Genomic DNA, 13953 nt, shown 5'->3' with positions numbered 1-13953 from the left:
GATTGAACAAAATCGCTGCGCGATGGCCTGCCTAGGCTGTGTGCAGTGATTTTCTTTTTATCAAAAAGGCAGTAGAAAGTAAGTCCTAATAGTAGTATTGTTATAGTCGCGAAACTTAACAATCAAACAGGATCATTACTAACACTGCCATGAAAAGAATACCATTCGCTTGTGCAAAGTACAAGCATCATTTTGATGTACATGCACCTCCAAAGTTTTAGTTGTTCCTATCAATGACTATACTTTCGGAGGTTTTACTATGTATGATGAATATTTGAAAAAACTTGATGAAGCAGGAAAAATACGCAATCTTAAGGAACGTTCTATATCCTGCTATCATAACTATGTTGCTTATTTTTTAAACTATGTCGGAAAAGATCCTAAGGAACTTACCTGCCAGGATGTACGAGATTTTCTTCTACGCAAAAAAGATGAGGGATTAAAGGCCACTACCTTGAATCTCTATAACTCATCTATTCGCTTTTTTTATAAGTTTGTTCTCGGCATACTTTGGGATGAGATTTTAGTCCCACGCATGATAAAAGATCAACCTTTGCCGGTTGTTCTTACATTGGATGAAGTTAATCTCTTTCTCGATAACGTTGAGGATATAAAATATAAGGCAATGTTTGCAACCATGTATTCTTCTGGAATGCGTGTATCAGAAGTCATACACTTGCATTATGATGATATTTCCAGATCAAACATGCAGATTCATGTACGGAATACTAAAAACCGCATGGATCGTTATACAATTCTCTCAAAGAAAAATCTTGATATACTCACCCGCTATTGGTTTGAGAGAAATCGCCCCACCGGCATTCTTTTCCCCAACAGATTCACAGGAGAATATCTTACAGTAAGTACTCTGGAACAGGTCATGCGCAGAGCCATTAAAGAATCAGGTATTACTGCTAAAGCAACACCTCATAGTCTTAGACACAGCTTTGCAACACATCTCATGGAGCAGGGGGTTGATCAAAAGTATATACAAACTCTTCTCGGACATAGAGATCCTAAATCCACTGAGGTATATTTACACAGAAGCAATAAGACTATTATGGGGATTCAGAGTCCTTTTGACAGAGAGGACCTAAAAAATGAATAAACCTACTGTCCAAGATATATTTTTGAAATTTTATTCTGAATATCTTGAGAAATATACACCATCAGCGGAACAGTCCAAAGTTTCAAATGCCATTATGAATTGTAAGACTTCACGCATGGGGGCAAATGTACAGGTATGCGAAGACTGTGGTTGTATTTCAATCCACTATAATTCCTGCAGAAACAGGTGTTGTCCTATGTGTCAGACTCTTCCTAAAGAAAAGTGGATGGATATGCGAAAGGAAGATGTTTTAGATGCTCCATATTTCCATCTGGTATTTACTGTTCCAGCTGAGTTGAATCCTGTTATCTACAGCAATCAAAAACTTCTTTATGATACGTTGTACCATGCTGCTTCAGCCACTATCAACGATCTCTCTGTTCAGGATAAATACCTTGGTGCAAATGTTGGATATATCTGCATACTGCACACATGGGGATCAGAGATGAATTATCACCCTCATATACACACAATACTTTTGGGTGGAGGTCTTGATAAAAACAAACATTGGAAAGATAAGGGTGATAAGTTTTTTCTACCGGTACAGGTGATCTCCAAAGTTTTTCGCGGAAAATACATGGAAGAATTAAAAAGTCTGTGGGAAGATGGAAAGCTAAAGTTTTATGGTTCATCAGAAAAATATCAGAATAGATATGAGTTTAAATCCTTAATTGATACCTGCTATTCTAAGGAATGGATTCCTCATTGCAAGAAAACATTCAATGGTGCTCAATCAGTAATTAAATACCTTGGCAAATATACTCATAGGATAGCCATAAGCAACTACAGAATCATTCGCATCAATGGTGAAAATGTCACATTTTCCGTTAAAGACTACCGTAATGAAGGCAAATGGAAGGAACTTACTATAAGTGGAGTTGAATTTATAAGGCGATTTCTTATGCATGTTCCGCCAAAGCGCTTTGTAAGAATAAGGCATTATGGATTGCTTTGCAGCCGCATGAAGAACAGTAATCTTACTTTATGCAGGAATCAACTTGGTTGTAAGAAGTATATATCCGAGCTCAGGAATATGACATCTGCTCAGATATTGGATCATCTATGGGGATTTAAGGTCGGTATATGCAAGCACTGTGGCGGAAAAGTGATTGATCATCATAGACAAAAACCGTTACTTTGTTGATATACAGGAATAATATTTGCAAAAACCTCGCATATGGGAGGTTTATTTCTGATACCCTAAAATACAAAAAACAAAAGACATAATGTATGCTATTATCTAATTAGGCAGTAAAACTGGTAAGCTCCATGAATTGAAACTCCATATGTATCGGCTCCACGGACGCTTACTTTGTTCAATTAGGTTAAATCGCAATAAGATCAAACGAAAGGGCAGTTATTGTTATAATTCAAGCTGCTTTTTCGTTTGACCTTACAGCGATTCTAACCTAAAGAATTTGTCGAGGTGACGAGGAGTGCCGAGACAAGACGGCAGACACGCGGGGGAGCTTGCTCACCAAAGCGTGTATGACGGATTGGATCGATAGTCCGACAGGACTCATGAGGATGAAGCGAAGCGGAATCCGAATGAGCACAACGAGTTACCGAGTGAGGAATGACATGAAAAAATAGTATTATTGGAGTTGGTGAATAATTGAGTAATGAAAATAACAAATCAGAAATAATTATCTATAATACAGAAGATGGAAAATGCAAAGTGGATGTCAGACTTGAGGAGGACACGGTATGGCTGACTCAGGAGCAAATGTCAGAATTGTTTCAAAAAGCTAAATCTACAATCAATGAGCATATTCAAAACATCTATGCTGATGGAGAATTAAAGATTGAAGATACATTGAGAAAATTCGGAAATTCCGAATTTTCTACAAAACCAACAAATTTCTATAACCTAGATATGATTATATCTGTTGGATATAGGGTAAAGTCACAAAGGGGCGTACAATTTAGAATATGGGCAAGCTCAGTTCTTAAAGAATACCTAAAAAAAGGCTTTGTAATGGATGATGAACGCCTTAAGAATCTTGGCGGCGGTGGATACTTTAAGGAACTGCTTGAAAGAATCAGAGATATTCGTGCATCTGAAAAGGTATTTTATCGTCAAGTGCTGGAAATATATGCAACCAGTATTGACTATGACCCTAAAGTTGAGGAATCTATTGTTTTCTTTAAAAAAGTTCAAAACAAGATTCATTATGCAGTTTCTGGTGAGACAGCAGCAGAAGTAATCTATAATAGAGCGGACGCTGAAAAAGAATTCATGGGATTGACTACATTTACGGGTAATCAACCAACTTTATCAGAAGCAAAAATAGCCAAAAACTATTTATCAGAAAAAGAACTGCGTGCTATGGGTCAACTTGTCTCTGGATATTTGGATTTTGCTGAACGCCAAGCAGAAAGAGAGATACCAATGACAATGTCAGATTGGGCTAAGCATTTGGATGGTATATTGACATCTACAGGTGAGCAGTTGCTTGTAGGAAATGGAACAATATCACATGCAAAGGCAATGGAAAAAGCTGAAACAGAATATAAAAAATATAAAGCGAAGACGCTTAGTGATGTTGAAAAGGATTATCTCAACATGATTGATGAAATTAGTACTAAATATGGCAAAAAATAAATGTTTGTATGATTATTTTTATAAAGTATTAATGGGCACGACGAGTTACTCGGAGGGATGATAGATGGCAAGATATAAGCTTGAAGATATATTTGATTTGCAGATGGGTAAGACACCTTCAAGAAATAATTGTTGAATTGTTGGATAGGGTTTCAGCAATTGTAGATGGAAGAAATAAAGAATTAGAGAAGTTAGACAACCTCATCAAAGCCCGATTTGTCGGTCTCTTCCTACAAGAGAAGACATTGATAAATCTTTCAAGTTTGCGGAGGAAGAAAGTTGAAAGAGTTAAAAGGTAAAGAATATATAAGATTTGAATCAATAAAGCATACACGCGAGGATGGCTCTGAGTATTGGAGTGCTAGGGAACTTGGTCCTGCTTTAGAGTATTCTAAATGGGAAAACTTTCATAATGTTATTAAGCGCGCAATGATTGCTTGTGAAAACAGTGGACACAGTGTTTCAAACGATTTTCCTGAGGTCAGGAAAATCGTGGAAGCAGGTGCAGCTTTAAAGCCCAAATTGGATTATGAACTAACAAGATACGCGTGTTATTTGATAGTTCAGAATGGTGATCCTCGAAAAGAAGTCATAGCATTGGGACAAACATATTTTGCAATTCAGACGTATCGTCAGGAACTTGCTGATCATTACAATCAGCTTGATGAAGATAGAAGAAGACTTGTAGTTCGTGGTGATATTAAGCAATGGAACCAACTTCTTGCTGAAACGGCTCATGATGCAGGGGTAATTACCAATGAGGAGTTTGCTATTTTTCAAAACGCTGGTTACATGGGGCTATATGGTGGCCTTGATGTAGACGACATTCATGTGAGAAAGGGGCTCACTGCTAGTCAAAACATGTGCTGATTGTCAGGAATATCCATGCGATAACATGAAGGAATGTTTTCAAGTTACCAAATCGTTCGAGCCTAAGTGTAGAGAAGTCTGTACTGACGAGGAATACCTGCAGCTGAAGACGGCATTCTTTGAGAAGGAAGACAATCTAAGTATATTCAGGACATCAATTTAAAATGATTTTTCCAAACTTCGATAAGACCGTCTTTTTTCATTTTGCCAAGTTCCTTTGAGAGAGCACTGCGCTCAAGATTAAGATAATCTGCAAGTTGTTGGCGGTCGAAAGGGATGTCAAATTCGTTGCTGCCCTTTTTCAGGGATACGGAATTAAGGTAAGCCATAACACGTCCGCGGATTGTCTTTGGAGATGTATGAAAACTTCTCCTGGATAAGTGCAGATTTTTGTTAGCGGATATCATGAGAAGATTAGATATCAGCTTAAAGCTCCATAAGTTCATATTTGATTTTAGCTTTTTTAAACTGCCAACCCTAAAAAAGAGGATTTGGCAGTTTTCATTTGCTCTGACATCTACTAAGAGAGGTTCGTTCTCAAACAGGGCATAGGTCTCAGCAAAGAATCCACCCTTTGCTACATTGCTCAGAATAGTGCGGTTTCCCCATGCATCATTGCTTTCTATTGTCACACTTCCTGAAATGACAAGACCCAAAGAGTCCGTAATATCACCGGCTCGTAAAATTATAGAATCTTTCGTATATGTTTTCTTTACAGAAGAGAGCTCTTTAAGAGCAAGGTCAATTTCTTCAGACATCATCCCGTTGAAGATGATGTTATCTTTTAACATATTCTCATCCCAAGACATAAAATTATTCCTTTATTTTGAAAATGTGGTTATAACAACATAATTATTTTTTTAATCATACTATACTTGCATCATGAAAACAAGGAAAGGAATGGTACAGTGATGATAAGACAGATCATTCATATTGATGAAGAAAAGTGTAACGGATGTGGCATTTGTGCTAATGCCTGTCATGAAGGTGCAATTGATATTGTAGATGGAAAAGCAAAACTGGTTAGGGAAAATTTTTGTGATGGTTTTGGTGACTGTCTTCCGGGGTGTCCAACAGGAGCGATCACTTTTGAAGAAAGAGAAGCACCGGCGTATGACGAAGCAGCGGTGAAAGAAAGCCAGAGAAAGAAAGCGGAGAAAAAGGTAATGACGGAGAGAGAATCACAGATGAGAGCAGAGATGGAACAGCATGCGGCGCATGCCGGAGGCTGTCCGGGATCAAGATTTATGAAGTTCGATCATAATGATGAACAGCAGGAAGAGCAGGCACAGGCCGCCAATGTGAAACCGGCATCAAGACTCATGCAGTGGCCTTGCCAGATAAAGCTTCTGCCGACACAGGCACCGTTCTATGATGGGGCAAAACTGCTGATTGCTGCAGACTGTACGGCATATGCCTATGCCAATATGCATGAAGATTTCATGAAAGGACAGATCACATTGATTGGATGCCCGAAATTGGACGATATCGATTATTCTGAAAAATTGACGGAAATCATAGCAAACAATGATATTAAGAGCGTGACCATCGTCCGCATGGAGGTTCCATGCTGTGGAGGTTTGCAGAGAGCGGCAGAAACAGCATTAAAAAACAGTGGTAAGTTTATCCCATGGCAGGTCGTGACCATTTCACGCGATGGCAGGATCATAGATTGAAAAATGGAGGGGCTATCATGAGTTATTTCAGTGTGACACCCCCAAAAAAGAAAAATTCAGGGAAAGCTTAAGGACTGGAAAGCTACTGGATTGTATAAAATATGTAATTTTTAAAAGGAGGAATTTACCAATGGAAAACAAAATGTTTTGCTACCAATGTCAGGAAACAGCAGGTGGAAAGGGCTGCGCCGTATCTGGGGTCTGTGGTAAGAAGCCGGAAGTGGCTGCAATGCAGGATCTGCTGATTTATGTGACAAAAGGTTTGTCCGTTGTCACGACTGCACTCAGGACAGAGGGCAAGGAGGTCAGCAGGGAGGTCAACCACCTCGTGACCATGAACCTGTTTGTGACGATCACAAACGCCAACTTCGATCGTACAGCAATCATCGAAACAATCAAGAGGACACTTGATGTAAAGCAGGAGCTTTTGATGCAGCTTGCGGATAAGGAGGCTCTACCGGAGGCTGCACTCTGGAATGGTGATGAGACTGGGTTCGATGCCAAGGCAGCATCTGTTGGCGTTCTGGCTACAGAAAATGAAGACATCCGCTCCTTGCGTGAGCTTATCACCTACGGTCTGAAGGGTCTGGCTGCCTATTCCAAACATGCAAATGCACTCCTTCATGATAATGAACAAATTGATGCGTTCTTGCAGGATGCTTTGGCCAAGACGCTGGATGATTCCCTTACTGTAGATGATCTGGTTGCTCTGACCCTGGAGACGGGGAAATATGGCGTGGACGGCATGGCACTTTTGGACAAGGCGAATACTGAGGCATATGGAAATCCTGAACTTACCAATGTGGACATTGGTGTCCGAAACAACCCGGGAATCCTGATTTCAGGACATGATCTTCGCGATCTGGAAATGCTGCTGGAACAGACCGCAGGAACCGGCGTGGATGTATATACCCATTCCGAAATGCTCCCGGCGCATTATTACCCGGCTTTCAAGAAATATCCGCATTTTGCGGGCAACTATGGCAATGCCTGGTGGAAGCAGAAGGAAGAATTTGATAAATTCAATGGGCCGATACTTATGACCACGAACTGTGTGGTTCCTCCTGCGGAGAGTTACAAAGACCGTCTCTGGACGACCGGGGCAACGGGAGTTCCCGGGTGCAGACATATCGAAGGGGCATACGGCGAGGTGAAGGATTTCTCCAAAATCATCGAGCAGGCGAAAGGATGCCCTGCCCCGACGGAGATTGAGTCTGGCACCATCATCGGCGGCTTTGCCCATGAGCAGCTATTCGCTTTGGCAGATAAAGTTGTGGATGCAGTAAAGACCGGCGCAATCCGTAAGTTCGTTGTTATGGCAGGCTGTGATGGACGCCAGAAAGCAAGGGAGTATTATAAAGAATTTGCAGAGAGGCTTCCGAAAGACGTGGTCATCCTGACTGCGGGATGCGCAAAATACAAGTATAATAAGCTGGAACTCGGCGATATTGGCGGCATACCGAGGATATTGGATGCCGGGCAGTGCAATGATTCCTATTCCCTAGTGCTCATTGCACTGAAATTAAAGGAAATCTTTGGACTGGATGATATCAACGACCTTCCACTGGTATTCAATATTGCATGGTATGAACAGAAGGCAGTTATCGTACTTCTTGCCCTGCTGTATCTTGGGGTAAAGAATATCCATCTGGGACCGACGCTCCCGGCGTTCCTGTCTCCGAACGTGGCGAATGTGCTGGTGGAGAACTTTGGCATCGCGGGTATCGGAACGGTGGAAGATGATCTGCGCCTTTTGATTGGCGAGGCATAAAGCGAGTCTTGACAAAAAACAAGGGGAGATGGATACCTGTCTGTTGTTTCATTATTGATATGAGGATGATGAGTAGATTGTAAACGGATAACGAATCGTCACTCTGCCTGTGTACATTAGGAAAAATCCTGATGTTCGCAGGCTTTTTTATTTGTAGGTGTTTATCTACACCTGGGAATTTTTTTGAAAAAATTTAGATGTAACCATTGCAATTACATCTGCCATGAAGTAAAATGATGACAGGAGGGCACAAATCGTCCAGTGTACGATTGTTCTGCGCCGACCGAAATGGAATGGAGAGATTAAAAATGCAGATATCAAGCAGATTTACGGTTGCACTTCATATTTTTACATGTGTGGATACATTTAAAGAAGAACACAAGGTAACGAGCGATTTTCTTGCAGCCAGTATAAATACGAATCCTGTCATCATTAGAAAGATACTTACTCAGCTTAAAAACGCAGGGTTAATAAATGTTATCAGAGGAACAGGCGGAATAGAGCTTACAAGAGATCTTAAAGATATAACTTTTTATGATGTGTATCAGGCAATTGAGCCTTTGGAGGATGGAGATCTATTCAGATTTCATGAATCACCAAATCCAGAGTGCCCTGTTGGTAGGAATATCCATTCGCTATTGGATGATAAATTGAAAAACATCCAGGAAGCGATGGAATCAGAGATGAAAAAATACACTCTTAATGATTTAAGATTCGGAATGCAGGAACTGCTGGAAAAAGAAGCTTAAGGGTGAGACTCTGAGGTGTATACTTCAGAGTCTTTTTTATAAGGAGGTGTGATATGCCAAAGAATACAACACAGGAAGAACGTCTTGATTATCTTGTAGAAGAGTTCAAGGCAGATTCAGATGAATATAAGGAATTACAGACTCCAAATAGTACGGAAGATAAAAGACGAATCTTAAGGTCGCTTATGAACATCCGTATGCCAAAAGAATTGTCCTCTGAGGTAATGAAAGTGCAGGATGAATATTTATTAGAGAGAGCGGCTGAAAAGGGTGTGGTGAATCTATCAGACATCCCGGTTATCAGGGATGGACTTTCTATCTGGCAAGGAGATATCACAAGACTTTCGGTGGATGCTATTGTTAATGCGGCTAATTCGCAGATGCTCGGTTGTTTTGTCCCGATGCATACATGCATAGATAACTGTATCCATACTTTTGCAGGAGTGCAACTTCGAGCTGAGTGCAACAGGCAGATGAAGGAACTTCGAATCAGATATGGAAGAGATTATGAGCAGCCGACCGCCGTTCCAATGCTTACTGAAGCTTATAATCTTCCGGCAAAGAAAGTTATTCATATAGTAGGACCAATCGTACAGTACCGCCTTACTCCGGAATTGGAAAAGGATTTGGAGAACTGCTATAGAAACACTTTGGATATGTGTGCTGAAAATGGCCTGAAGAGCGTTGCTTTTTGCTGTATTTCGACAGGGGTATTTCATTTTCCTAACAAAAAAGCAGCTGAGATTGCGGTTAAGACGGTATCAGAATGGCTCCGTGATAATCCTGGTAAGGTAGAAAGGGTGATATTCAATGTTTTCAAAGATGAAGATAAGACCATTTACGAAAAACTTATATCTCAGACAAGATGACCCACGCCTCTAAGCAAAGCGTAGGCGGGGGCAAGAAATATATCTTAGGCGAGGTTCAATCTCTGTCTGAGATATACGCTCCGCGAGGATGCGCAGGGATTTGTATATGAAATATGTCAGCTAAAGCTGACGCAAATCCCGCGCCAAGTCTCGCGAGCGAGACTTGAAGATGATATGCCTAATGGTTATCAGGAAACTATAGAGAAAGGAATGAATGCCGTGAGATATTTTAGTAGAAGCATGTCCTATGGTAAAGGAAGCAAAGAAGAGCAAATAAAAAGGCTTTTGCATGAAATCAAGGAAGCAGACGCAATTGTCATTGGTGCAGGAGCGGGACTATCAACATCTGCCGGCTTAACTTATAGCGGCAAGCGTTTTGAAAAATACTTCTATGACTTTGCCAAAAGATTTGGAATAAGAGATATGTATTCAGGTGGTTTCTATCCGTTTCCAAGTGAAGAAATCCGCTGGGCCTGGTGGGCAAGACATATTTATTTTAACAGATATATTGATGCTCCAAAGCCAGTGTATAGGGATCTTCTTAAGATGGTTTCCGATAAGGATTATTTTGTTATCACAACAAATGTAGATCACCAGTTTCAAAGAGCAGGTTTTGACAAGAAAAGACTGTTCTATACTCAGGGTGATTATGGTTTATTTCAGAGCGTGAATCCTGCTATTCAGAAAACATTTGATAATGAAGAGTGGGTAATGAAAGCTATGGAAGCACAAGGGTTTGTAAGAGATGATCAGGGAGTATTTCAGGTACCGGTTGATGGTAAGTTATTGATGAAAATTCCTTCTGAAATGATTCCAAAGTGCCCTGATGACGGCTCTGATATGACTATGAATTTGAGAGCGGATGATTCTTTTGTCGAGGATGAAGGATGGCATAGGGCATCTGCGGCATATTCTGATTTTATTCGTAGACATGAGAATCTTCATGTTCTTTATCTTGAACTTGGAGTAGGAGCTAATACGCCTGTAATAATAAAGTATCCGTTCTGGCAGATGACGCTGGCAAATGAAAAAGCGGTATATGCCTGCTTAAATTATGGTGAATCATTCTGCCCAGAGGAAATTGCAGATAGAAGTATATGTATTGATGGTGATATTGCAACCATATTACAAGAGTCTTGAGCGAAATTGACTCGTTTTGATTACTTTAAGACCAAAGACGCATATGCGGATTATCGTAAATGCGGATATAGTAAGAAGTTCTTGGAAGAGCATAGGCAGGAAATTCTACTTCATAAAGCTGCGAAGAATGCCTTTGATGAGCTTCATTTGAAGAAGCTTCCTAAGGTAAAAAACTTAAGTGCCGAGTATGCCGAAATCCTTGCAGAAAAGAAAAAGCTGTACGGTGAATATCGTCAGATTCAAAGAGCAAAATACGATATCGACCTGTTCCTTAAAAGTGGTGAAGAGCAGAAAAAGGAACGTGTCAGAAAACACAATATCACTCGATAATTCTAATGGGGAATCTGTAGGTTTAAGACTTATGGGTTCTCCTCTTTTTTCATTTTTGAAGAAATATCCAACAGCAAAATAAAGCGATTCGTAAGAATTATGTAGCCAGCCTAAAAGGCTGTTCAAGGGGATTGGGGATGTGCCACCAACGAGCGGATAGTAGCTTTTGGTACAAAAAGCACTGCTCGCCACTTTGCGAAGACGCGCCCTAACACCATCGAAGATGGTGCCGCGTGAAGGACGGAATTCTGTGGAAACTTTTAAATAAAAATATTGTTATAAAAACAAAATTCCATTCCCGTTAATTCGAAGTAAACTTTCGAAAAGTCGAAAATTCTATTTGATATTATGCGAATGCGGGTGTATAATGTACATTAGGACTATTTATGAGGACTTTCGGGTCCTTCGCTAAGATGGGTAATCCCCATAAGAGAGGAATTATATGGCTGTATCTTATAACGGATTATGGAAATTATTAATCGACAAGAATATGAAAAAGATGGATCTTGTTGAGAACGAAAACATTGGAATCAGTAGCAGCACACTTGCGAAGATGAGCAGGGGTGAGACTGTGTCCATGAGTGTCTTAGAGAAAATATGCATGGAGTTGGATTGCGATTTCGGGGACATAATTAGTAGTGTTAAGAACAAGTAAGAAAATTGTTGTGTTCTGTCCGTTTTAAGGGATAAACAATTTTGTAAAATTGAGAAAATGTAAGTTAATGGCTGATAAAATGGCTTAATTATAAATATTTGGAGGATTAAAATGGCGGCAAGGGCAAAAAAAGAAGTATCAATGGAAGAGGCATTGTGGAAAGCAGCAGATAAGCTAAGAGGATCTGTTGAGTCAGCAGAGTATAAGCACGTTGTATTAAGCTTATTCTTTCTTAAATTTGCTAGTGATAAATTTGAAGAACAAAAAGCAAAGATTGTAGCAGAAGGACACGAGAAGTTTATTGATAACATTGCCTTCTATACAAAGGACAATGTATTTTATCTTCCACCTGAAACCAGATGGTCTTACGTAATGGAGAATGCAAAGCAGGATGATATTGCGCTTAAGATAGATACTGCTTTATATACAATTGAGAATACTAACCCAATCTTAAAGGGTGCATTACCGGATAATTATTATTCACGTTTACAGCTTGATACAACTAAGCTTGCATCACTTTTGGATGAGATTAATAAAATTGACACTTCAAAAGATAAAGAAAACGATATTATAGGCAGAATGTATGAGTATTTTCTTAGCAAGTTTGCCATTGCTGAGGGAAAGGGTAAGGGAGAATTCTATACTCCGAAGAGTATCGTTAATCTTATTGCTGAGTTAATTGAGCCTTATGATGGTAAGCTCTATGATCCATGCTGTGGTTCTGGTGGTATGTTTGTACAGTCAATTAAGTTCGTAGAAGCTCATCATGGTAATAAAAAGAAGGTGTCTATCTTCGGACAGGAATATACAAATACTACATATAAGCTGGCAAAGATGAATCTAGCTATAAGAGGTATTGCTGCAAATCTAGGTGAGACAGCAGCAAATACATTCTCTAATGATCAACATAAGGATTTAAAGGCAGATTATATTATGGCTAATCCACCATTTAACCAGAAAGCGTGGAGAGCTGACGATGAGCTACTTGACGATCCAAGATGGAGTGGATACGAAGTACCACCTACAAGCAATGCAAATTATGGTTGGATTTTAAATATGGTTTCTAAACTTTCTCAGAATGGTGTAGCCGGATTCCTTTTGGCTAATGGAGCACTTTCAGATGATGGTACTGAGCTTAAAATTAGACAGCAACTTATTGAAAATGATTTGGTTGAAGCGATTCTTATTTTACCAAGAAACCTTTTCTATACAACAGATATTAGTGTTACTCTTTGGATTCTTAACAAGAATAAGAAAGAACGTACTGTAGATAATAATGGTGTTGAGAAGCATTATCGTAACAGAGAAAAAGAAATTCTCTTTATGGATCTTCGTTAGATGGGAAGCCCATATGAGAAAAAATATATTGAGCTTACAGATGAAGATAGAGCAAAGGTTGTTGAAACGTATCATAACTGGCAGCAGGTAGGGGATGAAAATACCTATGAGAATATTCCGGAGTTTTGCTATTCTGCTGGCTATGATGAAGTGGCTGAAAAGGGTTTTACACTTGTGCCAAGCAGATACATTGCGTTCGTAAATCGTGATGAAAATATTGATTTTGATACTAAAATGAAGTCGTTACAGAGCGAGCTTCAAGATTTGCTTGTACAGGAAGAGAAGTCCAAGGAAGAACTGCTTGGAGTATTTAAGGAGCTTGGATATGAAATTAAATTATAAGCCAATAGGAGAGCTTGTCACTAGGATTGATGAGAGAAACATAAATGGTGAAGCAACTGAACTTATTGGTGTTAGTATTGATAAATGCTTTATTAAATCAGTTGCTAACACAATAGGAACAGATTTAACGAAGTACAAGATTATTAGAAAAGATGATTTCGCAGTTAGTTTGATGCAGGTTAGTAGAGACTCAAAAATACCAGTGGCGAGACAAACTGAATATGATATAGCGATGATGTCTCCGGCATATCCAATTTTTAGAGTTACAGACAAAAACGTAATTCTTCCAGAGTATCTTGATATGTGGTTCAAGAGAACGGAATTTGATAGAGAGGCAGCATTTATTGCAGTTGGTGGTGTTCGTGGAAGTATGCCATGGGAAGAATTTGCGAGGATGAAAGTGCTTGTCCCAGATATCGAAGTACAGAGAAAGATAGTCAGGAACTATCAGAATATTGAAGAAAGGATAGCTTTAAAAGAGAAGATAAATGATAATTTAG

At 39.6% G+C, this 13953-nt stretch carries 13 protein-coding genes and 1 pseudogene; 13 read left to right on the top strand and 1 reads right to left on the bottom strand.

All coding sequences use genetic code 11. From position 1 onward, the window contains the following. Nucleotides 1-259: 259 nt before the first annotated feature. The 4 genes from BLS20_RS12615 (at nucleotide 260) to dinD (ending at nucleotide 4583) form a co-directional block, all read left to right on the top strand. Nucleotides 260-1108, top strand: coding sequence for a tyrosine-type recombinase/integrase (locus BLS20_RS12615; protein ID WP_090174333.1), 849 nt, complete (start codon nucleotides 260-262; stop codon nucleotides 1106-1108). Beyond that, nucleotides 1101-2252, top strand: a complete 1152-nt coding sequence (locus BLS20_RS12610; RefSeq protein WP_090174332.1) for an IS91 family transposase — start codon at nucleotides 1101-1103, stop codon at nucleotides 2250-2252. Before BLS20_RS12615 ends, BLS20_RS12610 begins: the two co-directional genes overlap by 8 nt. 471 nt (nucleotides 2253-2723) lie before the next feature. Further along, nucleotides 2724-3713 carry a virulence RhuM family protein gene (gene rhuM / locus BLS20_RS12605; protein WP_090174717.1) on the top strand — a complete coding sequence of 330 codons (990 nt, stop codon included), beginning with the start codon at nucleotides 2724-2726 and terminating at the stop codon, nucleotides 3711-3713. A gap of 279 nt (nucleotides 3714-3992) precedes the next feature. Beyond that, entirely contained in the window at nucleotides 3993-4583 is a 591-nt protein-coding gene (gene dinD, locus BLS20_RS12595) for a DNA damage-inducible protein D (protein WP_207645167.1), read from the top strand. Nucleotides 4584-4729: 146 nt separating this feature from the next. Here the strand turns inward: dinD and BLS20_RS12590 are convergent, their stop codons facing one another. Continuing rightward, nucleotides 4730-5392, bottom strand: a complete 663-nt coding sequence (locus BLS20_RS12590) for a Crp/Fnr family transcriptional regulator (protein WP_207645166.1) — start codon at nucleotides 5390-5392, stop codon at nucleotides 4730-4732. A gap of 102 nt (nucleotides 5393-5494) precedes the next feature. Between BLS20_RS12590 and BLS20_RS12585 the strand changes: the two genes are divergently transcribed. From BLS20_RS12585 to BLS20_RS12545, 9 genes and pseudogenes are all read left to right on the top strand, one after another. After that, complete coding sequence (locus BLS20_RS12585; RefSeq protein WP_090174715.1) at nucleotides 5495-6259, top strand: ATP-binding protein; 765 nt, start codon at nucleotides 5495-5497, stop codon at nucleotides 6257-6259. A 130-nt stretch (nucleotides 6260-6389) separates the two neighbouring features. Then, the gene (hcp, locus tag BLS20_RS12580; RefSeq protein WP_090174714.1) at nucleotides 6390-8030 is read left to right on the top strand and encodes a hydroxylamine reductase; all 1641 of its coding nucleotides are present in this window, start codon (nucleotides 6390-6392) and stop codon (nucleotides 8028-8030) included. Between the two features lie 293 nt (nucleotides 8031-8323). Further along, nucleotides 8324-8779 carry an Rrf2 family transcriptional regulator gene (locus tag BLS20_RS12575; RefSeq protein WP_423230188.1) on the top strand — a complete coding sequence of 152 codons (456 nt, stop codon included), beginning with the start codon at nucleotides 8324-8326 and terminating at the stop codon, nucleotides 8777-8779. A gap of 53 nt (nucleotides 8780-8832) precedes the next feature. After that, on the top strand, nucleotides 8833-9648 hold the full coding sequence (locus BLS20_RS12570) for a protein-ADP-ribose hydrolase (protein ID WP_090174712.1): 816 nt from the start codon (nucleotides 8833-8835) through the stop codon (nucleotides 9646-9648). Nucleotides 9649-9858: 210 nt separating this feature from the next. Beyond that, the gene (locus BLS20_RS12565; protein WP_176762418.1) at nucleotides 9859-10788 is read left to right on the top strand and encodes an SIR2 family NAD-dependent protein deacylase; all 930 of its coding nucleotides are present in this window, start codon (nucleotides 9859-9861) and stop codon (nucleotides 10786-10788) included. A gap of 6 nt (nucleotides 10789-10794) precedes the next feature. Further along, a complete protein-coding gene (locus BLS20_RS12560; protein WP_176762417.1) occupies nucleotides 10795-11118 on the top strand; it encodes a hypothetical protein in 324 nt (107 codons plus the stop codon). 442 nt (nucleotides 11119-11560) lie between these two features. Further along, complete coding sequence (locus tag BLS20_RS12555; RefSeq protein WP_090174710.1) at nucleotides 11561-11773, top strand: helix-turn-helix domain-containing protein; 213 nt, start codon at nucleotides 11561-11563, stop codon at nucleotides 11771-11773. Nucleotides 11774-11884: 111 nt separating this feature from the next. Next, nucleotides 11885-13453: pseudogene (locus tag BLS20_RS12550) on the top strand (type I restriction-modification system subunit M). After that, nucleotides 13437-13953: restriction endonuclease subunit S domain-containing protein (locus BLS20_RS12545; RefSeq protein ID WP_143010275.1), on the top strand; the 517-nt coding region annotated here is incomplete at its 3' end. The pseudogene BLS20_RS12550 and the gene BLS20_RS12545, both read left to right, overlap by 17 nt.

Origin of the sequence: Eubacterium oxidoreducens (genome assembly GCF_900104415.1) — a bacterium.
GTDB lineage: Bacteria > Bacillota > Clostridia > Lachnospirales > Lachnospiraceae > Eubacterium_C > Eubacterium_C oxidoreducens.
Note: the sequence above shows the minus strand (reverse complement) of the source record. Positions and strands in the feature narration are given on the sequence as shown.